The sequence below is a fragment of the Desulfurellaceae bacterium genome (assembly GCA_021296095.1).
GTDB lineage: Bacteria > Desulfobacterota > Binatia > Bin18 > Bin18 > JAAXHF01.
In genome coordinates, this window is record JAGWBB010000062.1 from 1 (window position 1) to 20,921 (window position 20,921).

24 protein-coding genes are annotated in these 20,921 nt (G+C 61.8%); 16 read left to right on the forward strand and 8 right to left on the reverse strand.

What is annotated here, in order from left to right; translation table 11 throughout:
* Window positions 1–82: 82 nt before the first annotated feature.
* The 8 genes from J4F42_14960 to J4F42_14995 form a co-directional block, all read right to left on the reverse strand.
* The gene (locus J4F42_14960; protein ID MCE2486812.1) at window positions 83–757 is read right to left on the reverse strand and encodes an NUDIX hydrolase; all 675 of its coding nucleotides are present in this window, start codon (window positions 755–757) and stop codon (window positions 83–85) included.
* Between the two features lie 48 nt (window positions 758–805).
* Window positions 806–1,222 (reverse strand): PIN domain-containing protein, encoded by a 417-nt coding sequence (locus J4F42_14965; protein MCE2486813.1) that lies wholly within the window; start codon window positions 1,220–1,222, stop codon window positions 806–808.
* Window positions 1,219–1,464: a ribbon-helix-helix protein, CopG family gene (locus J4F42_14970; GenBank protein ID MCE2486814.1), complete on the reverse strand. Its 246-nt coding sequence runs from the start codon at window positions 1,462–1,464 to the stop codon at window positions 1,219–1,221. Before J4F42_14970 ends, J4F42_14965 begins: the two co-directional genes overlap by 4 nt.
* 209 nt (window positions 1,465–1,673) lie before the next feature.
* Window positions 1,674–3,263 (reverse strand): SMP-30/gluconolactonase/LRE family protein, encoded by a 1,590-nt coding sequence (locus J4F42_14975; GenBank protein MCE2486815.1) that lies wholly within the window; start codon window positions 3,261–3,263, stop codon window positions 1,674–1,676.
* Window positions 3,264–3,292: 29 nt separating this feature from the next.
* Complete coding sequence (locus tag J4F42_14980; protein ID MCE2486816.1) at window positions 3,293–4,090, reverse strand: enoyl-CoA hydratase/isomerase family protein; 798 nt, start codon at window positions 4,088–4,090, stop codon at window positions 3,293–3,295.
* Between the two features lie 363 nt (window positions 4,091–4,453).
* Entirely contained in the window at window positions 4,454–5,422 is a 969-nt protein-coding gene (locus tag J4F42_14985; GenBank protein ID MCE2486817.1) for a DUF1329 domain-containing protein, read from the reverse strand.
* Window positions 5,423–5,426: 4 nt separating this feature from the next.
* Entirely contained in the window at window positions 5,427–5,645 is a 219-nt protein-coding gene (locus tag J4F42_14990) for a hypothetical protein (GenBank protein MCE2486818.1), read from the reverse strand.
* 74 nt (window positions 5,646–5,719) lie between these two features.
* Window positions 5,720–7,165 carry a hypothetical protein gene (locus J4F42_14995; protein ID MCE2486819.1) on the reverse strand — a complete coding sequence of 482 codons (1,446 nt, stop codon included), beginning with the start codon at window positions 7,163–7,165 and terminating at the stop codon, window positions 5,720–5,722.
* 62 nt (window positions 7,166–7,227) lie between these two features.
* Here J4F42_14995 and J4F42_15000 point away from each other — a divergent pair, with 62 nt between their 5' ends.
* From J4F42_15000 to grxD, 16 genes are all read left to right on the forward strand, one after another.
* Entirely contained in the window at window positions 7,228–7,596 is a 369-nt protein-coding gene (locus J4F42_15000) for a DUF309 domain-containing protein (protein MCE2486820.1), read from the forward strand.
* 186 nt (window positions 7,597–7,782) lie between these two features.
* Window positions 7,783–8,856, forward strand: coding sequence for a branched-chain amino acid aminotransferase (locus tag J4F42_15005; protein ID MCE2486821.1), 1,074 nt, complete (start codon window positions 7,783–7,785; stop codon window positions 8,854–8,856).
* 631 nt (window positions 8,857–9,487) lie between these two features.
* On the forward strand, window positions 9,488–10,225 hold the full coding sequence (locus J4F42_15010; GenBank protein MCE2486822.1) for a hypothetical protein: 738 nt from the start codon (window positions 9,488–9,490) through the stop codon (window positions 10,223–10,225).
* 55 nt (window positions 10,226–10,280) lie between these two features.
* Window positions 10,281–11,249, forward strand: coding sequence for a hypothetical protein (locus tag J4F42_15015; GenBank protein ID MCE2486823.1), 969 nt, complete (start codon window positions 10,281–10,283; stop codon window positions 11,247–11,249).
* 71 nt (window positions 11,250–11,320) lie between these two features.
* The gene (locus J4F42_15020) at window positions 11,321–11,821 is read left to right on the forward strand and encodes a flavin reductase (protein ID MCE2486824.1); all 501 of its coding nucleotides are present in this window, start codon (window positions 11,321–11,323) and stop codon (window positions 11,819–11,821) included.
* 89 nt (window positions 11,822–11,910) lie between these two features.
* Window positions 11,911–12,216: a nitrite reductase small subunit NirD gene (gene nirD, locus J4F42_15025; protein MCE2486825.1), complete on the forward strand. Its 306-nt coding sequence runs from the start codon at window positions 11,911–11,913 to the stop codon at window positions 12,214–12,216.
* Between the two features lie 57 nt (window positions 12,217–12,273).
* Window positions 12,274–13,386: a Glu/Leu/Phe/Val dehydrogenase gene (locus tag J4F42_15030; protein MCE2486826.1), complete on the forward strand. Its 1,113-nt coding sequence runs from the start codon at window positions 12,274–12,276 to the stop codon at window positions 13,384–13,386.
* Between the two features lie 17 nt (window positions 13,387–13,403).
* Window positions 13,404–14,480 carry an aminomethyltransferase family protein gene (locus J4F42_15035; protein ID MCE2486827.1) on the forward strand — a complete coding sequence of 359 codons (1,077 nt, stop codon included), beginning with the start codon at window positions 13,404–13,406 and terminating at the stop codon, window positions 14,478–14,480.
* 35 nt (window positions 14,481–14,515) lie between these two features.
* Complete coding sequence (locus J4F42_15040) at window positions 14,516–14,656, forward strand: hypothetical protein (protein MCE2486828.1); 141 nt, start codon at window positions 14,516–14,518, stop codon at window positions 14,654–14,656.
* A 69-nt stretch (window positions 14,657–14,725) separates the two neighbouring features.
* Window positions 14,726–16,276, forward strand: coding sequence for an amidohydrolase (locus tag J4F42_15045; GenBank protein MCE2486829.1), 1,551 nt, complete (start codon window positions 14,726–14,728; stop codon window positions 16,274–16,276).
* Between the two features lie 49 nt (window positions 16,277–16,325).
* Window positions 16,326–17,027, forward strand: a complete 702-nt coding sequence (locus J4F42_15050) for an enoyl-CoA hydratase/isomerase family protein (GenBank protein ID MCE2486830.1) — start codon at window positions 16,326–16,328, stop codon at window positions 17,025–17,027.
* A gap of 95 nt (window positions 17,028–17,122) precedes the next feature.
* Window positions 17,123–18,679 (forward strand): long-chain-fatty-acid--CoA ligase, encoded by a 1,557-nt coding sequence (locus tag J4F42_15055; protein MCE2486831.1) that lies wholly within the window; start codon window positions 17,123–17,125, stop codon window positions 18,677–18,679.
* Window positions 18,680–18,696: 17 nt separating this feature from the next.
* A complete protein-coding gene (locus J4F42_15060; protein ID MCE2486832.1) occupies window positions 18,697–19,461 on the forward strand; it encodes an enoyl-CoA hydratase/isomerase family protein in 765 nt (254 codons plus the stop codon).
* Window positions 19,462–19,507: 46 nt separating this feature from the next.
* Entirely contained in the window at window positions 19,508–19,618 is a 111-nt protein-coding gene (locus J4F42_15065) for a hypothetical protein (GenBank protein ID MCE2486833.1), read from the forward strand.
* 206 nt (window positions 19,619–19,824) lie between these two features.
* Window positions 19,825–20,118 carry a BolA family transcriptional regulator gene (locus J4F42_15070; protein MCE2486834.1) on the forward strand — a complete coding sequence of 98 codons (294 nt, stop codon included), beginning with the start codon at window positions 19,825–19,827 and terminating at the stop codon, window positions 20,116–20,118.
* Window positions 20,119–20,167: 49 nt separating this feature from the next.
* Entirely contained in the window at window positions 20,168–20,497 is a 330-nt protein-coding gene (gene grxD / locus J4F42_15075; protein MCE2486835.1) for a Grx4 family monothiol glutaredoxin, read from the forward strand.
* The last annotated feature ends 424 nt before the right edge of the window (window positions 20,498–20,921 follow it).

Genomic DNA, 20,921 nt, shown 5'->3' on the forward strand with positions numbered 1-20,921 from the left:
GCTTCGAACGGGCAACCTAGGAGTGCGGGCGTCCCGCCCGCCTCTTCAGACGCATCGGAAATTGCTGAAAATGCTCTAGCCGCTACGGCTCCTGCTCGTAGCGCCAGCCGCTCTTGAGCATCCACAGCCGGTGCCGGGCGCCGGGCGCGTCAGGATCCTCGGTCTCATAGCCGGCGTCACCCTGGTACAGGCAACACGCCCCGCCCGAGACTTTCTGAATGCGGGGAAAAAAGACCTCCGGTTTGCGCTCGGCCAGGCGGCTCAGAGCGTGGTCCACCGTCTGAAAAGCGGCCAGCTTGGTAATCGAGACAAAGGTCAGCGGCGGCAGCTCGATCTCTCCGGCTTTTTGGGCGGCCAGGGCTCTTTCGGGCCGCATCCAGCTGTGGTCGTGGATCTCGTCGCCATCAACCGCAACCACCTCATTGCCGGCCGGGGCGACAAAGAACCAGGTCGAGAAGCGCTTGGGCCGAATGATGGGAGTCGTCCAGTGGGAAAAGAAGACCAGTTTTTCGGCCCCGATCATCAGGTTGGCCTCTTCGCGCGCCTCGCGTACGGCCGCGTTACGGGCTGCGGTCAGCAGGTCGTCCTCGGCGCCGACGACATGGTCGGCGGCGTCAATGTGACCGCCGGGAAAAACCCAGGCGCCGCCGTGGAAGGCCAGCCGGGAGTTGCGGCGCAACAGCAGGGTTTCCAGGCCGGCAGGCGTATCGCGCAGCACAATGACGGTCGCCGACGGAGCAGGAGTGGAGTCTGACATGGGAGGAAATATATCCGTTTGCGGTGGGGCGCAGAAGACCCGGCTATTCTAGGTCTCCGGCCAAAGACGAAAAGGCCGCCGCCCAGCGAAACGGTAGGTGAGAAAATCTCGCCGGTCCAATGTGAAGATGTCCTGTATGCCTCGCTGCTCGGCCAGACAGACGAGGGAGGCGTCAGCCAAATCCATAGGACGGTCTGTATATTTTTGCATCAACGCACGTATACGTTGGAAGTGCTCGGGACCTTGAAAAATCACCTGCAGGTCGCTCTGATCAAGCATGATCCAGAGTGCCTCCTGGGCCCGCCACCCTCCAGCTTCGCCGAGGAGATACATTGCCTCTGTAAAGGGCGGCCAGGTGGTGAGAAACGGGCCAGTGAGACGGGCCAGACACGCGACACAGGCTTCGTGCTCGGGCTCTCCTCTGTCTATCAAGGCAATGAGAGGACCGGCATCAATGAGCGTCACTCCGTATCCTTCTTGGCCAGAAGCGTGCGAAAAGCCTTCCCCGTGTCTCGCGCTCGGCCGCCTGAGGTTTTCACCCGTCCAATGACCGGCCTTAAACGCTCAGTCAGAGAGGGATGCAAGACTTCTTCACACCGCCTCGCAACAGCCTCTCGAATCAATTCGGATTGGGAAATGCCCAATGCACGCGCGGCCCGCTCAAGACTCGCTCTGAGTGCCGGATCGAAACGAACGCTTTTGGTCATGGTGTTCTCTCGTAATACGGATTTTCTATCCGTATTACATGCACCGTTCCTCAGATCAACAGCAAGGCGCTACAGCCAGTCAAAAGAAGGGGTGTAGGGCACACTCCCCACTCCCTCTTAGTAGCTGTGTACGCACAAGGCGGTCCTACCGCCAACCGTCCCAGGATTCTAAGCCGGGCAGCCACGGGGGGCTGCCCCTAGCAGTGCGATCAGGCGCGTTTGACGGCCATCAGGCTGCCGTCCCCGTCGGCGGCAATATAGACGGTTCCGTCACTGCCGATGGCCAGGTCGGAGAACGGCGTGAGCGGTCCCGGAACCAGCTCGGCAATGCCCGGCAGCACCTTGGGCGTCACACCCGGCGGAGCGCCGACCGGCAGATTGCTGGCCACAGTCTGACGCTGTTTGGTTGACAGCGAGAAGGCAATCAGCTCCTTACTGCCCGTATCGACCACAAACAGCTGATCTCCCGACAGCGCCACCCCGTGCGGCTTTTGGAGTCCGTCGAGAACGGTCGAGGTTCCGCCGTTGACATGCACGACCTGGCCGCGGTCGCCATCACTCACGTAACAGCTGCCGTCACCGGCCACCGCCACACCCATCGGACGGCCCAGACCACTCGCCGCAGTCGAGACCTCTCCACCCGTCGTCACGATCAGCACCCGACCGGCCCCGCCCTCGGCCACAACCAGCGACCCGTCAGGGCTCACCGCCAGGCCGTAGAGTTCGTTCAGGCCCTCGGCGATCACGCTGGTCTCACGAGCGTCGAGGTCATACGACACCACATTGCCGGCCGAGATGTTGGCGTACACATTGTTAGACGGACCAGCCGCGATGCCGCGCAGAAAACCCGGGAAGCCTTCCTCGGGGAACTGGGCCGGGCGGCTCTGCTGGCCGTCGGACGTCAGTGTGATCAGGCTCATGCCGTCGGCCGCAAACAGGGTGCCGTTGCCGACCGACAGGCCAAACGGGCCGAGCATGCCGGCGCCGCTCAACACCCGCTCTGTACCGTCGTTCATGATCTCCGCCACCCCACCGTCCACAAAGTGAGAAATGAACAGCCGGTTGTCATCGTCAATCACAAAATTATCGATCCCCGGGCGGACTTTGGCGACCTGCGTTTTGACCCCGCTCTGGATGTCGATCTTGGTAATCTCGCCGCTGCCAGCCTGGGTGGTGGTCAGCAGGCCGTTCTTGTCAAACTTGACCGCGGTGGGCACGGCCAGGCCATCGACAAACTTCTCGGGCCGGCCGCCTTCGAGCGCGCAGCGCCAGATCTCGCCGACGGCGATCTGGGGAAAATAGATGTTGCCGTCAGGACCGACCATCAGCGCGTTGGGCAAGGGCAGATTGTCGGCCATCAGCCGCGGCGAACGGCCGTCCGGGTACAGCTCCCACAAACGCCCGCCCGGACGACACTCGTCCATGAACAACCGGTCCTGGTAGGCCACGATACCGTTGGCGCCCGGAACGTTATCGGCGATGACCTTGACCTCGCCGTTCGGCGTACGCGAGCTGACCCGGGCGCTCATGACCTCGGTCACATACATTGTGCCGTGCGAATCAAAGGCGATATCGTCCGGTGCCACAATCTCTCCCCCGACCGGCGAGACGGTTTCCCTGGCCCCGGTCGCCGGGTCAAGGGCGCTGACCTGGCTGCCAAAGGCCTGGACAACATAGATCCGGCCGTCCGGGCCAAACCGCATGCCGTTGGCTCCAAACAGCTCGCTCGGTGGGGTGACCCGCGACAGCTGCCAGCCCTCCGCAGCCTGGGGTCCTGCTGTTTCAGTATATCGACTCATGGCTCTTCCTCCTTTTTTGGACGTGGTTCTTAACGGCCCTTAAACTCCGGCTTTCTGCGCTCCCGCCAGGCTGTGTGTGCCTCGTGACTGTCTTCGGTCTGGCCGAGCAGCATGAAGCGATAGATATCGGTCTGAGCGGCCTCTTTGAGCGAGGCGATATCCAACCCCTTGTTGAGCGACTCCTTGGCCATCCTGGCCGCCAGCGGCGGCAGGCCGGCCAGACGTTGGGCGTAATCGTAGGCCAAGGGCATCAGCTCCGGCAAGGGCACGACGCGGTTGAGCAGGCCGACCCGATAGCCCTCGGCCGCGCTGATCCGTTCGCCCAGCAACACCATCTCCATGGCTTTGCCCCGGCCGATGTAGCGGGCCAGGCGCACCGCCCCGCCGTAGGCCGGAATAATGCCCAGCGGCACCTGGGGCAGGCCGAGTTCGGCATTCTCGGACGCCAGCAGAATGTCACAGCACAGGGTAATCAAACAGCCGATGCCGACCGCGTAGCCGTTGATGGCGGCCACTACCGGCTTGGGGTAGTCGGCTACGGCGTTGAAGACGGCAAAGCCACGGGGGCTGATTGTCGCTAGATGGGCGCCGACCGAGTTCACCTTATGCGTCTTGGCGTTGCCCAGGTCGGCGCCGGCCGAGAACGCCTTGTCGCCCGCCCCGGTGAATACGGTGACCAAGACCTCGGGGTCGTCCTCCATGGCGCCAAAGACCTCGATGATTTCTTCGGACAGATCGGTGGTCCAGGCGTTGCGTTTGTGGGGACGGTTGATGGTGACGGTCGCGATCCCGTCCTGCTTGTCGTACAGCAAAGATTCGTACGCCATACTCCCTCCTGTGTGGTTCTCAGCCCGCCCCCTTGGTCGGCGGCACGGCTGCCGGCTGGCTCTCAACCTCAAAGACAATATGCCCGGCCCGCTCCTGGGCCGCCACCCGAGCCGCCACCAGGGGAGGAAGCCGGATGGAGCGCTGGTCGGGGAATTTGTCCGGGTAGAGCAGCGGTCGCAAATAAAACTGGTCGGGATAGGGCACCTCGGCCTGGGTCTTGTAGGGACTCAGGAACCAGCCCCGGCGCAGGAACTCGGGACTGAAGTAGGTCTGCCAGTGGTCGGCCAGCCAGTTGACCTTTTTGTGGTAGTCGTGCACCCCCACGGTCAGCAGGTCGAGGTCAATCCGCCAGAACAGAAAGATCAGAGCGGTATAGCCGAGCCGGCCGTCGGCCGGGTACTCCTGGCGCTCCAGACGCTCGGCGACCAGGGCCAGCTTGCCGTCCCGGTCGTACTGTTCGATCCGCAGCGGACAGAAGACGGTCGTGTCGATCCAGTACACCAGCCTGCTGCAGTAATACTCGGGCAGCCACTCCGGGCGCGGCACCGACTCGACCACATAGGTCTCGACCCCGAGGCATCGCCCATTATCCTGAGGCGGCTGGTGTCCTGCTCATACGACGAACCGTCCGGCCGGGTCAGGGTGATGGTCGGGCGGGTGGTGGGAAAACGGACGGTAGAGTACAACACGTCCGTCCCCAGCAGCTTCCACGAGAACTCCCACGGGTCCCGGCCCCGGAGATCGTCAAAGGTCTGGGCGCTGTTGGGAAAACGCGCCCCGCGGCGCGGCTGCGGCTGGCGACGAATCCGGCGCCGCTCCGGGGTGTAGTTATAGCGGTCCTGCTTCTTGATGAATTGCCGGTCGGTCCGGTACTCCACCCGCAGGCTCTGGCGGCCGGCCGCGGACGGCGGGTTGGTGAACTGGGAGAAGGCCCGCATATACTCCTGGCCTGCGGGCAGGCGCATCAAGGCTCCCCCATCCGCAGGCCGGTACAGGACGGCGGTATTGTTCTTGAGCGTCCGAATATAGCCCGCGGCCGTCATGCTCTGCACCGTACTGAGCCAGATATGCGAGAAGCGCGGCCGGGGCGTATCCAGATCGAAGGCCAGATAGGCCAGTTCTTCGGCCGTATACGGGGGTGAGAACGGATACGCCTCCGCCGGCAGGTAGGGAATCTGGGGGTTGCGCGGGGTAGTCTGGCGCAGGTCAAGCCGGCTCAACTCCTGGGCCGACAGCTCGTCGAGGGTTTTCCAGGTTTTGGCCGGGGCTTGGGCCAGCACGCCGGACGCCCAGCCCAGACCCCACACCAGCAGCACGACCAGTCGGAGCACTCCCCTACTCTCCCAGCTGTGCTTCGAGTTCTTGCAGCTCGGCAATCAGCGCGCTCAGGTCGGCGCTGTTCTCAAACACCGCCGTCCCGCTCGCCGGAGCAGTGCCGCTAATCCTGAGACTGACCACAGTGTCTGTCGCGTTGTGGATGCACACCCGCACAAAAGTTCCCTCAACCCAGCGCCGGGCAAAGGTATCGTCGCCAATCGTAACCCGTAATGCCATGTTCACCTTTTCCGTGACACAGGTTCGGTGGGCAGCTCCGAGCCGAACACCAAGTGCGGGCGCGATGCCTCCCCTCAGGCCAGACGCGCCATACGGCGGGCGAAGTCGCTGACCCTGGACCAGTCGTACTCGCGGTACAGCTGCATTTTCTCGGCCTCCATCGAGCCCTCGGCGTGCAGCGCCAGCACAGCCTGGTAGCCGCCAAAGTCGGACGCGGTAATGTCCTGAATCAAGTTGATCAGCTGCAAGCGCTCGCGGCCCGAGGTGCCCTTGCGGCCCTTGAGATATTTCTCGATCAGCGGCCCGGTCTCCTCGCTGTGCAGGTCTTCGACGGCCGGAGCGGTGACCAGGATGCCGCCGGCAATGTCCTGGACGTGCGACAGCGCCTGGTGGAAATTGGCCGCAAAATGATGCTTGGCGATATTCACCGTGGCCGGGTTGGGAATGACCATATCAAAATCGGTCGGCACGGCTTTCATGCACGCCATATGGGTCAGCGAGCGGGTCGTTTCGGCATAGCTGGCCAGCCAGAACAGCTTCTCTTTGATGTGGGCGGCCTTTTCGACCCCGTTGTACTCGGCCATCAGCCGCGCCGCGCCGGCCAGCAGATCCAGAAACGGCAGCTTGTAGGAAATCGCGGTCAGCCGGTGGTACTCCACAAACGACAGGGCCAGCGGGCCGGCAAACTGCCACTCGCCCTTCAGAAATATCCGCTCGTTGGGCACAAACACATCGTCAAAGACCGTCAGGGTTTCGGTCATCTTGAGGCCCGAGCTGACCGGATGGTCGAAGGCGTTGCGCTCGGTGTACGAGCCATAGCCGCTCATCAGCAGCTTGAGCCCCGGCGTGTCGAGCGGAATAGCAAAGGACACCGCGTAGTCCTTATCGGCCTCGCCCATCGCCCGGGTCGGCAGCACGATCATCTCATTCGCGTGGGTCGTGTTGGAGGTGTGGGTTTTTGCCCCGCGCACCACAATGCCGTCCGGCCGCTCCTCAACAATGTGCAGATACAGGTCGGGGTCTTCCTGCTCCGAGGGGCGGAGCGAGCGGTCGCCCTTGACGTCGGTCTGGGCCAGGGCAAAGCTCAAGTCGTTGCGCCAGCACGACTCATAAAAGGCTGCGACGTTGTCGGCATAGCGCGTGCCCAGGGCCGCATCGACCTTCTGGCAGGTCCGGGTCAGGCCGAACAGGGCATCGCTGCCAACCACTTTGGCCAGCACCACCAGGGTGCCGCCCTCCCGACACGCCGTTTCAATCAGCTCGCTACGCTTGAGCAGCTCTTCGGCGCTGCGGGGCGGCAGGAAATAGCGGCTCATCTCCTCCCCGCTGTCCGGGTGGCGTACGACCGCCAGAGCGCGGAACTCGGGGTCGTGCATCAGGCGATAGTCCGTAGCCTCGTGATTGATCGCCTTCTGGATCAGCGGATGTTCCGTCACATTACTCAGCCGCTGGCCGCGCAGATACACCACGCGGTCGTCTTTGAGGCTGTCTGTATACTGCTCAACCGTCCGGATAGACATGCCGTTCTTCCTTTCTCATTGCCTGGCTTTACGTTTCAGGTCTGCCGTTTTAGGCTTCCTCCATGCATCCGAAACTGCAAGAGGCGGTGCGCCTGTTCAACCGACGCGAGTATTTCAGCTGTCACCAGGTCTTGGAAGAGGGCTGGCCTGAAATCGCGGCCGAGGATCAGGCCTTTTACGAAGCCCTGATCCGTTTTGCCACCGGTCTCCACCTGCGCTTCAACCGCGGCGCCTCACAGGGCACGGTGAATTTACTGACCCAGGGGTTGATGCGTCTCGAAAACTACCGTCCCAGCCATCACGGGCTCGATGTAGCCCGGCTGTACGCCGATATGGACGCCCACGCCGAACACCTCAAGACCGCGGCCAAGGACAAACCCGGCATGTTTGAGCGCTGGCGCGTGCCGCGTATCTACTACGCGGACGAATAAGTTGTCGGGCGACACAGCACGGGTCCTCCTCCCTGTCGGCTGATGGACGCGACCCTAGCCCGGGACCGGCCACAAAGTCAACGCGCGGCTGTCCAGCGCTTGAAGGATACACGGGACGGCGCTAGGTTGCGGGCAAAGCCCATTCGGACTTTTGGTTTGGATTGCAGTAAAGGAATCGACACGAGCATGCCGCCAGCCATTCCCCTGACCCGCACCACCCGGCCAAAGCCGAAACCGCGCGACGACCAACTCGGGTTTGGCGAGATTTTTACCGATCACATGTTTGTGATGGACGGCTCTGCCGACCAGGGCTGGCATGATCCGCGCATCGTGCCGTACGGTCCGCTGTCGCTCGACCCCTCGACTGCGGTGTTGCACTACGGGCAGGCGATCTTTGAGGGTATCAAAGCCTACCGCTCGGTCCAGGACACAATTGTGCTGTTCCGGGCCGACAAGAGTGCTGAACGGCTCAACCGTTCGGCCCGACGCCTGTGCATGCCGCAGATCGAGGAAGATGTCTTTGTCTCGGCTCTGAAGAGCCTGATCGCGGTTGACCGCGACTGGGTGCCTCGGGCGGCGGGCACGTCTCTGTACATCCGGCCGACGATGATTGCCGCCGACCCCTATCTGGGGGTTCGTCCGTCCCAGACCTACACCTTCTTTGTCATTCTGTCCCCGGTCGGGGCGTATTACGCCGAGGGCTTCAACCCGGTCAAAATCCTGGTCGAAGACCGCTATGTGCGCTCGGTCAAAGGCGGGATGGGCGAGGCCAAGACCGGCGGCAACTATGCGGCCAGCCTGCTGGCCGGGGAAGAGGCCCACCGTCAGGGCTACTCTCAGGTCTTATGGCTGGACGGACTTGAGCGGCGCTATATCGAAGAGGTCGGCTCGATGAATATCGCCTTCATGCTTGACGACCGCCTGGTCACCCCGGCCCTCAACGGCAATATCCTGGCCGGCATCACCCGCGACAGCGTACTTCAGCTGGCCACCGACTGGGGCATTCCGGTTGTCGAGCGTCCTGTCACGATTGACGAAATCCTGACCGCAGCGGGCAACGGCCATCTCCAGGAAGTCTTTGGGATGGGGACGGCGGCGGTGATCTCACCGGTCAGCGAGCTGTTCTACAAGGGCCACACCATCAGCATCAACGACGGCCGCGTCGGTCGGGTCGCCCAGCGTCTGTTTGACGAGATTTCCGGCATCCAGCGCGGCCTCAGACCCGATCCCTACGGTTGGCTGGTAGAGGCTGAGGGATAAATGAAAGAGCTGTCCCAAGGGATTCTGCGGGAGATAACCCGGCGGCTGGTCGCCGAGTTTCAGCCGGAACAGGTCATTCTGTTCGGCTCTCACGAATACCAGATTCTTGAACGCGGAAAAGTGTTGTATGGATGAAGCCAAGCGTGATCTTGTACGGGCTTGGCTCACCTCGCCTGTCGCTTCAACTCGCCGTCCATCCGGACATGCAGCATGGCACTCCGGGTGCCCCTCGAAGCCTTCTGTTTCTGTGGAAAGAGGAGCCGACAGGGGGCTGTCTGTTTCGTCTCCGCTGAGATCAGAGGGTCTAATAAGTATTTGATTTTCTTTATGTTTTGAGCAAGTGATTCAAAAGGGTCTGATAAGTGCCCGATTTTCCTTACTGTTCTTTAATATAACAATGTTCTAAATAAAACCTTCTCTGTTTCCAACGTGCCATGAAAGATGACGATATGGTAGCTGTGCGTCTGCTTGCTCGTCGATCCGACGCTTAGATTCGGCTGGTCCGAGTTGCTGAGCATCTGTTCAAGAAATTTATGGCTGGCCTGCCCTGGCACGTTCAGGACTTGCACCCCCGGTACGGACAAGATACAAGGTGTCGGCAAAATTTTGGCCCCATCTTGAGGAGGCTCCCATGTCTTTCCTGCTTCGCCTTTGTCTTGGACTATTTCTCCTGGCGCCTTCGCTTGTTTATGCAGAATTTCTTGAGACTCCTGACGACGGCGATAAGCTGTCAGGGATTGGGGTGATCCGTGGCTGGAAGTGTGAGGCCGCGGGGGACATCACAGTCAAATTTGATGATGAGACGCAGCCCGTGTCCCTGGTGTATGGCGTCGAGCGGCCCGATACCGAACCTCGATGCGGGGACACGGACAACGGCTTTGTAGCTATCTATAACTGGGCGCTGCTGGGCGATGACGAGCATACGGCTGTGGCCTACGATAACGGCGTGGAGTTTGCCCGCAGCACGTTCTCGGTAGCGACCGCCGGGGTAGAGTATCTGACCAATGCGCCGGACACTTGTGTCACCGTGAATGATTTCCCGTCGACTGGTGAGACGACATACCTCGAGTGGAATACGAGCACCCAACATTTCGAGATGGTGGAGTCGTGCAAGAGTCCTGAGCCCGAGCCAACAGAACCCGAGCCAGCCGATCTTGGGGAGTGTATGGTTGGGTCAATTGTGAATCCGGGACAAATGTGCAGCGGCACCATACTCAGCATCGACTTCACTTTTTCTGTCGAGGCAGACGGACGAGGGTGTGTAGAGAGTTTAGTCCTTAATCGGTGTTACGACACTAGTCTGTCTGAGTTCGGCGCTGCTGCCAGCAGAAATGACGATGACAGCTGGACGATTACCGCCCTTCCATAGCGTTCCTCACTGAACGATGGATTGGCGGTTGAAGCGCTCTTTTGAGGAGATTCTGATGTCCTTCTGGCTCCGCCTTTGCCTCGGGCTCGTTATCCTGGCCCCCTCGCTGACTGTGGCGCAGGAGCAGGAGCAAGAGCAGGAAATAGAAGGGCGGCTTGAGATTCCCAGCCAGGGGGACACGCTGTCCGGGATTGGGGTCATCTCGGGCTGGAAGTGTGAGGCCGAGGGGGCGATCACGGTCCGAGTCGATGATGCAAATCCCCTGCCCACGCTGTACGGGCTGTCTCGTGAGGACACCGAAGAAACGTGTGGAGATACGGATAACGGCTTTGTGACCTACTTCAACTGGGGCCTCCTGGGCGACGGAACATACACCGTCGCAGCCCTCGATAACGGCAAGAAGTTCGACAGCAGCACGGTCAGGGTGGCGACCTTCGGAGAGGAGTTTGTCGAAGACGCAGATCCCGGCCCGTTCACAATCCTGGATTTCCCGTCGCTGGGTGAGAAGGCGGAGTTTGTGTGGAACACAAGTACCCAACACCTGGAACTCCTCTCCCTGTCTCAGGTGAATTTCCAGGACGCGTACGGGGGGCTGAAGATACCTGAAGGCCGCCCGCCATCTCCAGCGCCACTGCTCCCGCCGCCGCCCCTGCCGTGTGCGAGAGACGAAACAAGTTATCGCGGGGACACGTATTTGATTCGATTCGATCCCGACTTTCTCTTCGGTGCCGACCTTCCCATTGCGTGTGCGGCACCCAGAGGGATTATACAAGTGGAAGTACAGGAGGGAAGATTTTCCGTTTCTGCCGACGCCCCTCCGCACGGAGTCTTCAGGTTTTCTGGCGAGGTCTGCGACAAGGAAAGCGGCAGTCTTTTCGTCGGGGGATGGTCGCTGAACGACAGCTATCAGGGCTATTTCACCGGCAGCCTAGCTGACCTGGAGGGCATCAACTGCCCGAGCCGCTGGCAGGACACGGCTGGTTGCACGGGTGACCTCCTCATCACACCGCTTCCCAAGCCATAGGCTGAGGACTTGCACACCGCACCCAGGCCAGATACAAGGCCCAGACAGTCTACCACAGAGGGAGAACGACTATGGATGCAGACGCCAAAAAGACCGCCTTACGCATGATTCCGTATGGTTTGTACGTGCTGACTGCGGAAAAAGACGGCGAGATTGCCGCCGCAACCGTCAACTGGGTCACCCAGACCGCCTTTGATCCGCCGCTGGTCGTGGTCGGCGTGAAGGGCGACTCGACCGCCCATGAGTTGGTGAAAAAAGCCGGCTGTTTTGCCCTGAATATCCTGGGCAAGGGCCAGCAGGGTCCGGCCTTTGCCTTCTTCAAACCGGTTGAGAAGGACGGCAATACGATTAACGGCGAGGCCTACAAAGCCGGCAGCACCGGCGCGCCCGTGCTGGAGAGCGTCCCGGCCTATGTCGAATGCTCCCTGGAGCAGACGGTTGAGAACGGCGACCACTCGATCTTTATCGGCAAGGTGGTGGACGCGGTTGTCCAGAAGCAGCCCGACGGCCGGGCCGATGCGGCTACGCTGGCGATGGCCGATCTGGGCGAGAAGGTCTTCTACGGCGGCTAAGCCCGTTTCTCTATCCCTAGATATTCTCTGGCCTCTCTGTCTTCGTCCGAACCGACAGGGGGGCTTTTTTGCATGCGAAGGAGGACAACATGGGAGATTTTGTGAAGGTCGCCCAAAAGAGCGACATCCCGAAGGACGGCGGGAAATGCGTTGAGGTCGAAGACAAGCAGATCGCCATCTTTCAGGTTGACGGCGAGTATTACGCGATCGACAATATCTGCCCCCACCAGGGCGGCCCGCTCGACGAGGGCGACCTCGACGACACGACGGTGACCTGCCCGTGGCACGGCTGGGAGTATAACGTGACCAACGGCGAGAACCTCGACGACCCGGACGTGAAACAAGACACCTACGCCGTCAAAGTCGACGGTGACGATATTCTGGTTGAAGTCTGATATGCTGGTCGGAGTCGCACAGGGGCGCACACCGTTATGACCGCGCTGTTTGACACCATGCATGCCGAAGACTACGAACAGGTGGTCTTTTGCGCCGACCGGGGAGCCGGACTCAAGGCGATCATCGCCATTCACGATACCACCCTGGGACCGTCCCTGGGCGGGATCCGCATGCGGGCCTATGCAACCGAGGACGAGGCCGTCACCGACGCTCTGCGGCTGGCCCAGGCGATGACCTACAAAGCCGCGCTGGCGGGCCTGGATTACGGCGGCGGCAAGGCGGTGGTGATTGGCGACCATACGATCAAAACGGACGACGATGACCATTCGAGCAGGAAGATATCATCGTCCGCTTTGCCACGCCGGGAGATGCTGTTCCGCGCCCTGGGCCGCGCGATTGAATCGCTGGCCGGGCATTATATCCCGACCGAAGACATGGGGACTTCGACCGCGGATATCGAACGGGTACGCAAAGAGAGCCGTTTTGGTGTCGGCCGCGACACCGTCTTTGGCGGCGGCGGCGATCCGTCTCAGATGACGGCCTGGGGCATCTTTTGCGGGCAGCGGGCGTGTCTGGAAGAGGCGGACGGTACGGCCGACTTCCAGGCCAAGACGGTTGCCCTGCCCGGGCTGGGCAAGGTCGGCTATCCGCTGGCCCGCTACCTGCACGAGGCTGGGGCGCGACTGATTGTGGCCGATGTGGACGAGCGCCGCACCCGGCAGGCTGCCGAAGACTTCCAGGCCCGGGTCGTCAGCCCCGAGGACATTTACACCCAGGAGTGTGACATCCTGGCGCCGTGTGCGGCGGGTGGCCTGTTTCACAGCCGGACGATTCCCCACCTGCGCTGCCGGATTATTGGCGGTGGGGCCAACAACCAGCTCGTCAGCGATGCGGATGGCGATGCGCTGTACGAGCGGGGCATTGTCTATGCGCCCGATTTTGCCATTAACGCCGGCGGCCTGATCAACGTTGCCGACGAACTCGGTCCCGGCGGCTACCGTCGCGAGCGAGCTCAGGCCAAGACCGAAACGATCTATACAACGCTCAAGACACTGTTTGCCGAGGCCAGGCAGCGCAACATTCATCCCCATCGCCTGGCGGTCACCCTGGCCCAGGAGCGCATTCAGGCGGTACGGCAGCTGCGCCGCATGAACGCCGCCCCCGCTTAGCGTCACAAGAGGTGGATATGCAATCACCACTGGCGGCATGGCATACCGCCCACGGGGCGGTGGTGACCGATGATCGGGGGATGGCTCTGCCCGAACGCTTTGCGGATGTCGAGCGCGAGTACCGGGCCGTCCAGGACACCGCCGGGCTCATCGACCTTTCCTTCCGGGTCCAGATCGGGGCGAGCGGAGAGGATCGCGTCTCATTTCTGCAGGGCATGTTGTCGAACGATGTCGAGTCCTTACGGCCCGGCCAGGGCTGCCCGGCAACCCTGTTGACCGACCAGGGCCGGATTGTCGCCGACCTGCGTGTGTACGCGCTCGAAGACGGCCTCATGCTCGACCTTGACGCGCGGGTCAAGGACAAGACGGTCGCCGCTCTGGAGCGTTTTATCATCGCCGATGATGTGGAACTCGCAGACCTGAGCGCAGACCAGACCACCATTGGTGTGCAAGGGCCGCTGGCCTCACACCTGCTGGAGGCGGTCGGTGTCTCAGTCAGCCTGAGCGAGGACTGCCAGCACGCGGAAGCGCGGCTGGCCGAGACCGCCGTCCGCATCGTCCGGGCATCTGAGACCGGCCTGGACGGCTACGACATCCTGGTTCCACAGGCTCGGGCTGAGGCGGTATGGCAGGCCCTGCTTGAGGCTGGTCGACCGCTGGGCGCCTGCCCGGTCGGCTTAGGCGCGCTCAATATGCTGCGGATTGAGGCCGGCATCCCGTGGTATGGTGTGGATATGGACGAGGATCGCATCGTCCTGGAAGTCGGGCTCGATCACGCACTCAGTTTCAACAAGGGCTGCTATCTCGGCCAGGAGGTGGTTGAACGCGCCTCGGCCCGGGGCCGGGTGAACCGCAAGCTCAGCGGCCTGCTGGTTCAGGGGACGGAACCGCCCCAAAGCGGGGATAAGCTGTTTTCCGATACCAAGGAGGTCGGCTGGATCACCAGCGCGACCCTGTCTCCCCGTTTCGGTCGACCGCTCGCCCTGGGCTACGTCCGTCGCGAGTATCTTGAACCGGGCACCCGGCTGCGGATTGACAGAAATGGGAGGCCCATGATAGCGGAGGTAGCCGTACTTCCATTCTCTTATGAATGAGGGAGTGCGAGAAGCATCACATGTAGGAGGGTAGTATGGCTCAACTTGGAAAACGTTATATGTGTGAGACATGCGGCACCGAGGTTCTGTGTAATAAGCCTGGAGACGGCACGCTGGACTGCTGCGACAAAGAGATGCCGCTCAAAGAGGCAAAACCCCTGCCGTCGTCGGACTAAGAGCGCACAGTTTCCATTCCAGATCAAAAGGGCGATGCAACGGCATCGCCCTTTTTGCGAGCAGCGGCCATGTCTTTGCCCACTCCCCCAGCTGATCTGGTGGTGTACGGAGGGACGGTCCTCAGCCAGGACCCGCACCGTCCGACTGCCGAAGCCGTGGCCATGGTCGGCGACCGGATCATAGCCCTTGGCCGCGAGGCCGACCTCCGGCCTCTCATTTCACGTCACACCCACCTGTTGGACTGTCATGGCCACACCGTCCTGCCCGGCTTCATCGATCCGCATCTCCACCTGTTTTCCTGGGCCAGTCGCCTGTGTGGCGCGGATCTCAGCGATATCGGGTCGATTCCCGAGTTGCAGCGCCATCTGGCGATGTATCTCCCCCAGTTGCAGCCCGGAGAGTGGCTACGCGGCTACGGGTACGACGAGTTCCTACTGACCGAAAAACGCCATCCGACCCGCTCCGATCTTGACGCGGTGTGTCGTGAGCGGCCGATTGTGGTCCGCCACCGCTCCGGTCATGCCGCTGTGCTCAACACCGCTGGCCTGAACCGGGCCGGCATCGGCCCATCCTTTGCCGACCGCCACGGAGGCTACGCCGAGCGCGACACCAGCGGCCGGCCGACAGGTGTGGTGTACGAACTCGAAGCCGTGCTGCGCAGCGTCATTCCCCGTCTACCCGCAGCCCGCTTTCGGGCCGCCGTGCAACACGCCGGACAAGACCTGCTGCGCCTGGGCGTGACCTCGTTCCACGACGCCAGCGCGGGCAATACGCTTGAGGACCTGGCTGTTTTTCAACAGCTGGCGACCGACGGGCTGCTGGCTTCACGAGCCACGGTGATGATCGGCAGTGCAGCCCTGGAGCAGTTGCTCGAAGCCCGGCTGGAACCCTTCAGCGGAGACGACCAGGTCCGTCTGGGGAGTGTGAAGATCATGCTGCACGAGAGCCGGGGCGCCCTCCATCCAGAGCCGGCGACGCTCAGACAGCTGGTCTGGCGGGCACATCACCACGGCTTTCAGCTGGCCTTCCACGCCGTTGAAGAAGCGGCCATCGGCCTGGCACTCGATGCGGTTGAGCAGGCCCAGCAGCGGCTGTTTCGGCCGGATCACCGCCACCGGATCGAACACTGTTCGCTGTGTCCGCCACCGTTTCTGGAGCAGCTGAAGACCAGCGGCTGCGCAGTCGTCACCCAGCCCGGCTTTGTGCGCTGGTACGGAGAAAAATACGTCGCCGAGGTCGCTCCCGAAATCCACTCCTGGCTGTACCGGACGAGAAGCCTGATCGATCACCACATCCCGGTGGCGGGCAGCTCCGACTGTCCGGTTGGCCCGCTGGCGCCGCTGGCCAGCATCAGCACAGCCCTGACCAGACAGTCTCAGATCGGCCGGGAGGTGAGTGGCGCAGAGCGGGTGAGCCTGGCCCAAGCGCTGGGTCTTTTCACCAGCGCGGCCGCCTGGGTGGGCTTCGAGGAAAACAGCAAGGGCAGGCTCGCGCCGGGCATGCTGGCCGACCTCGTCATCCTCGACGGTGATATGAGCGTGATTCCCGCCCAGGCCATCGGTTCGTTGGCGGTGACAACCACGATCATCGGCGGCAAAGTCGTGTGGCACCAGACCTAGGCGAGTGCCGCCTCTTTACTCGCTCCGCCCGACTCGGTAGTGATTAGGCATGTCGGCCGTCATCTACGACAAAGAAGACAGCCTGGCCATTGTGTCACTGAATCGCCCTCGGGTGTTCAACGCCTACAACGTAGAAATGCGCGACGGTCTGTACGAGGCGCTGCACGCCGTCGGCGACGATCCCGAGGTCCGGGTCATGATTCTGCGCGGTGAGGGCCCGGCCTTTTCAACCGGCGGGGACGTGTCGGAGTTTGGCTCGGCCCCCTCCCCGGTCGGGGCACGGACCATACGCTGGCGTCGCGACGTGTGGGGTACCCTGCTCGGCCTGCCCCAGCCGACGATTGTTGCGGTCCACGGCTTTACCGTGGGCGGCGGCATGGAAATGGCCCTGCTGTGTGACCTGTGTCTTGCCGCCGACGATACGGTCTTCTTTTTGCCGGAAACCGGACTGGGCATGATCCCCGGCGTGGCCGGCACCCAGACCGCGCCGCGGGCAATCGGTCTGGGACGCGCCCTGGATATGGTCTTGACGGGTAAGCGGGTGAACGCCGAGCAGGCCGTTCAGATTGGCCTGGCCAACCGAGTCGTGCCGCGCCAGAGCCTGCTGGCGGAGGCAAAAACGCTGGCCCACAGCCTGGCCCAGCACGACCCCCGGCTCGTCGCTCTGGCCAAGCGCGCGGTTCGGCAGGGTCTGGATCTGCCCCTGGCCGAAGGTCTGCGGCTGGAGCAGCGGCTGTTCGCCCACCTCTAGTCTGTGTGCCATAGACGCGCCGCATCTTGTCATCTGTGTTCAGGGCTGATAGCTGAAACGGCTGTACCGTTACTACGCGAAGAGGAGCAACATTCATGAACACCGCGAATTTTCTCAGTCTTCCCGGTATGATGCTGGCGGATCAGGAGATCCTTATCTTTGAGGGTAAACGCCTGACCTACGGCGAAACGCTTGACCGGGTCCGCCGACTCGCCAGTAGTCTGAAAGCGCTGGGCGTTGGCCCCGGCGACCGGGTCGCCGCCCTGCAGACCAACTCCAATCAGTATATTGAGGCGTATTACGCAACCGCGACCGTGGGCGCGACCTTCGTGCCGCTCAACTACCGGGCCAAACCGCCCGAAGTGGAATACATGGTCACGGCCGCAGATGTGAAAGTGCTGTTTACCGGCGACCGCTACCTGCCGTTGCTGGAGCAGCTGAAACCCCAGTTCCCGATGATTCAGCACTATGTGGCGATGGAGAGCAGCCAGCCCGGCATGCACAACCACGAGGACCTGATCGCCAAGGGCTCGCCCGATATCGAAGACGCCGAGGTGGACGAAGACGACCTGTCGATCCTGATGTACACCAGCGGGACCACCTCGCTGCCCAAGGGCGTGATGCTGACCTACGGCGGTTTTACCAACTATGTGGTCGGCACGGTTGAAATGGCCGACGGCACGCCGCGCGGCACCTCGCTGTTATGCGCGCCGCTGTACCACATCGCCGGCGCGATGAACATCATGACCGCCATCTGGTCCGGCCGCAAAATCGTCATTCTACGCCAGTTTGACGCCAAGGAGTGGCTGGCTGCGGTGCAGGACGAAAAGGTCACCCACGCCTTTGTCGTGCCCACCATGATGAAACAGCTGATCGACCATCCCGAATTTTCCAACTACGACCTGTCGAGTCTGGAAAACCTGTCCTACGGGGGCGCGCCCATGCCGTTTCCGGTCATCCGCAAGGCGATTGAGCTGTTTCCCGACAGCACCGGCTTTGTGAATGCCTTCGGCCAGACCGAGACCAACTCCACCCTGTCCGTGCTCGGTCCGGATGACCATAAACTGAACGGCAGCCAGGAAGAAATCGAGCGCAACCTCAAGCGGCTGACCTCGGTCGGCAAACCCCTGCCCGATGTCGAGGTCGCCATCCTTGACGAGGACAACACACCGCTGCCGGCCGATGAGATCGGGGAGGTCGTGATCCGCACCGGGCGAGCCATGAAGGGCTACGCCGGCCAGGAGAGCGCAACCGCAGCCCTGTTTGACGATGAGGGCTGGCTGCACACCCGGGACATGGGCTATCTGGACCAGGACGGCTATATCTATCTGGTCGGCCGCAAAGACGACATCATCATTCGGGGCGGCGAAAACATCGCCCCGGCCGAAATCGAAGCCGTGCTGCACGCCCATCCTGCGGTGGACGAGGCGGCCATCATCGGTGTGCCGGACGAACAGTGGGGCCAGAAGATTGCCGCCTTTGTGGCGGTGCGTCCGGGCCAGACGGTGACCGAAGACGAGTTGGGAGACTTCTGCCGTCAGCGGCTGTCGAGCTTCAAGAAACCCGAAGACATCCACTTCATGGACGAGTTGCCCAAAAACCACATGGGCAAGATCCTGAAAAAGGAACTCCGCGCCGAGTACGGGGAGTGAGTTTGTCCGGCTCAGCCATGTCAGACCTCAGCTACACCACTCACGGGCGCTATGCCCGGCTGACTCTGAACCGGCCTGACAAGGGCAACCGGCTCACGCCGGCCATGGCCCAAGAGCTGGCTGCGGCCTGCGAGGCGGTCGAAGACGATGACGCGGTCGAACTCCTACTGCTGACCGGTCAGGGCGGGGCGTTCTGCACAGGTCTTGAGTGTTCGCCTCCGGCGACCGCCCACGGCATTCGTCAGCAGTTCGGTCCGCTGACGTGTGTCGAGCGGCTGGCAGCCCTGACCAAGCCGACCATTGCCATGCTGAACGGGGACGCCATAGGGATCGGCCTCGAACTGGCCCTGGCCTGCGACCTGCGCCTGGCAAAAGCCGGCGTGCAGTTCGGTCTGCCACAGCTGGCTGAGGGACTGATCCCGTTCTGCGGCGGCACCCAGCGCCTGCCCCGTATCATCGGCCAGGCCAGGGCGCTGGAGCTGATTCTGACCGGCAAGCGGCTCGACGCGGACCAAGCCCAACAGATCGGTCTGGTGACAGAGGCCATCGAACCGGAGCGGTTTGCCGCCCGGGTTGACGAGGTCCTGACCGGTCTGCTGGACAAGGGACCGCTTGCCCTGCGCCTCGGCAAAGAGGCGGTGCTCAAGGCCATGGATCTCAGCCTGGAGCAGGGCACCCGCCTGGAGGAAGACCTGTACGTCCTGCTCCAGACGACCCAGGATCGGGCTGAGGGTGTCGCGGCTTTCTTGGCAAAACGCAAGCCGGTCTTTACGGGGAACTAAAAACCCCGCACAATGCGTCAGATATTCTTGATAGGAGGGTAGTGCGATGCAACTCGGAAAAATGTACCTGTGCGGAAAGTGTGGCGCTCAGATCATTGTCACCAAAGGCGGAGACGGCGCCGTAAAATGCTGCGGGGAAGAAATGCAGAAGAAATAATTCTGCCCCGCACTGTCTCTTTGGTGTTCGGCCTGTTGCCGCAAGCACCGTCCAAGGCCCAGCGCTCGGACCGAGCGACCGGGCCTTTTTTGTGTTTTACCCGGCCCGCCAGAAAGTCGGCTTGCAGCAGCTTGGCTTGATCGGTATCATGGCGCGCAAAAGATGGACCGATAAGGTCCAAGACAGACCGTTGAGGTGAGTGTTTCATGCCCGAACCGATTACGGCTGAGGAAATCAGCCAGCTTATTGTCCAGGGGATTCCTGACGCCGAGGTCAAAATCCGCGACCTGACCGGGGGCGGGGATCACTACGAAGCGCTCGTCATCTCGGCGTCGTTTCAGGGAAAAATGAAAGTCGCCCGTCACCGAATGGTGTACGGGGCGCTGCAAGACGCGATGGTGGAACGGATCCACGCCCTGAAGCTCAGCACCCTCACCCCCCAAGAGGCGGAGGCTGAGACAGCCAGCGTCTTAAGCATACAGCCCGGCAAAGCGTCCTGAGCTGCTGCCGGTGCGTTTATTCACCCACCCATCACAGGAGGAAAGACCCATGGCAGACGACATCCTCAGCCAGATCGCTCAGCACGTCAAAGACACCCCGATCCTTATCTTCATGAAGGGCAACCCGCAGTTCCCCATGTGCGGCTTCTCGGCGGCCACGATTCAGATCTTCGATTCGCTCGGCGTACCCTACCAGACGGTCGATGTGCTCCAGAACCCCGCCGTTCGGGAGGGGATCAAGCAGTACTCGAACTGGCCGACGATTCCGCAGGTGTACGTCAAGGGCGAGTTCATCGGCGGCTGCGATATCATCCAGGAGATGCACCAGAGTGGCGAGCTCGAGCCGGTCGTGCGAGCGGCCATTGAAGACGAAGGCTAAGCCAGGCCGCTAGAACAGACAAAAGCTCAGGGTCAGGAAACGCAAGCGCGACAACATCGATCTCCGCAACACAAGCCTGAAGAAGGCTAAGCGTTTCTTGCCCTGACCTGCCGGGTTTTTAGTCGTCAAGAGCAACGAAAGCAGAGACCCAGGAGAATATCCAGGGTTCCGTCCAAGAAGATCTTGCCACTGTCGAAGCGTTTCTTCAGGCCACGTATGACGCCGACACACGAGAAGTGGATATTGTCGAGCGACGATATCAATGAAGACCCTGAAAGTTCCTCACACAGATTCGATCGAAGAGCTGGAACGGTTTTGGCACACCCATGGCCTCACCGATTTTGAAGAGGAATTGGAAGAGGTCACGGAAGCTGGCTTTGAACGCAAACCAGAAACAGTCATTCCCCTCCATCTGCACTTCAAG

Excerpts from the sequence above, each read along its gene's own strand:
- J4F42_15050 (MCE2486830.1), top strand. The coding sequence starts at position 16,326 with ATGTCGGCCGTCATCTACGACAAAGAAGACAGCCTGGCCATTGTGTCA.
- J4F42_14960 (MCE2486812.1), bottom strand. The coding sequence starts at position 757 with ATGTCAGACTCCACTCCTGCTCCGTCGGCGACCGTCATTGTGCTGCGC.
- J4F42_14970 (MCE2486814.1), bottom strand. The coding sequence starts at position 1,464 with ATGACCAAAAGCGTTCGTTTCGATCCGGCACTCAGAGCGAGTCTTGAG.
- J4F42_14990 (MCE2486818.1), bottom strand. The coding sequence starts at position 5,645 with ATGGCATTACGGGTTACGATTGGCGACGATACCTTTGCCCGGCGCTGG.
- J4F42_15005 (MCE2486821.1), top strand. The coding sequence starts at position 7,783 with ATGCCGCCAGCCATTCCCCTGACCCGCACCACCCGGCCAAAGCCGAAA.
- J4F42_15065 (MCE2486833.1), top strand. The coding sequence starts at position 19,508 with ATGCAACTCGGAAAAATGTACCTGTGCGGAAAGTGTGGCGCTCAGATC.
- nirD (MCE2486825.1), top strand. The coding sequence starts at position 11,911 with ATGGGAGATTTTGTGAAGGTCGCCCAAAAGAGCGACATCCCGAAGGAC.
- J4F42_15045 (MCE2486829.1), top strand. The coding sequence starts at position 14,726 with ATGTCTTTGCCCACTCCCCCAGCTGATCTGGTGGTGTACGGAGGGACG.
- J4F42_15000 (MCE2486820.1), top strand. The coding sequence starts at position 7,228 with ATGCATCCGAAACTGCAAGAGGCGGTGCGCCTGTTCAACCGACGCGAG.
- J4F42_15060 (MCE2486832.1), top strand. The coding sequence starts at position 18,697 with ATGTCAGACCTCAGCTACACCACTCACGGGCGCTATGCCCGGCTGACT.
- J4F42_14995 (MCE2486819.1), bottom strand. The coding sequence starts at position 7,165 with ATGTCTATCCGGACGGTTGAGCAGTATACAGACAGCCTCAAAGACGAC.
- J4F42_14975 (MCE2486815.1), bottom strand. The coding sequence starts at position 3,263 with ATGAGTCGATATACTGAAACAGCAGGACCCCAGGCTGCGGAGGGCTGG.
- J4F42_15020 (MCE2486824.1), top strand. The coding sequence starts at position 11,321 with ATGGATGCAGACGCCAAAAAGACCGCCTTACGCATGATTCCGTATGGT.
- J4F42_15010 (MCE2486822.1), top strand. The coding sequence starts at position 9,488 with ATGTCTTTCCTGCTTCGCCTTTGTCTTGGACTATTTCTCCTGGCGCCT.
- J4F42_15040 (MCE2486828.1), top strand. The coding sequence starts at position 14,516 with ATGGCTCAACTTGGAAAACGTTATATGTGTGAGACATGCGGCACCGAG.
- J4F42_15015 (MCE2486823.1), top strand. The coding sequence starts at position 10,281 with ATGTCCTTCTGGCTCCGCCTTTGCCTCGGGCTCGTTATCCTGGCCCCC.
- J4F42_15035 (MCE2486827.1), top strand. The coding sequence starts at position 13,404 with ATGCAATCACCACTGGCGGCATGGCATACCGCCCACGGGGCGGTGGTG.
- grxD (MCE2486835.1), top strand. The coding sequence starts at position 20,168 with ATGGCAGACGACATCCTCAGCCAGATCGCTCAGCACGTCAAAGACACC.
- J4F42_15030 (MCE2486826.1), top strand. The coding sequence starts at position 12,274 with ATGCATGCCGAAGACTACGAACAGGTGGTCTTTTGCGCCGACCGGGGA.
- J4F42_15055 (MCE2486831.1), top strand. The coding sequence starts at position 17,123 with ATGAACACCGCGAATTTTCTCAGTCTTCCCGGTATGATGCTGGCGGAT.
- J4F42_15070 (MCE2486834.1), top strand. The coding sequence starts at position 19,825 with ATGCCCGAACCGATTACGGCTGAGGAAATCAGCCAGCTTATTGTCCAG.
- J4F42_14980 (MCE2486816.1), bottom strand. The coding sequence starts at position 4,090 with ATGGCGTACGAATCTTTGCTGTACGACAAGCAGGACGGGATCGCGACC.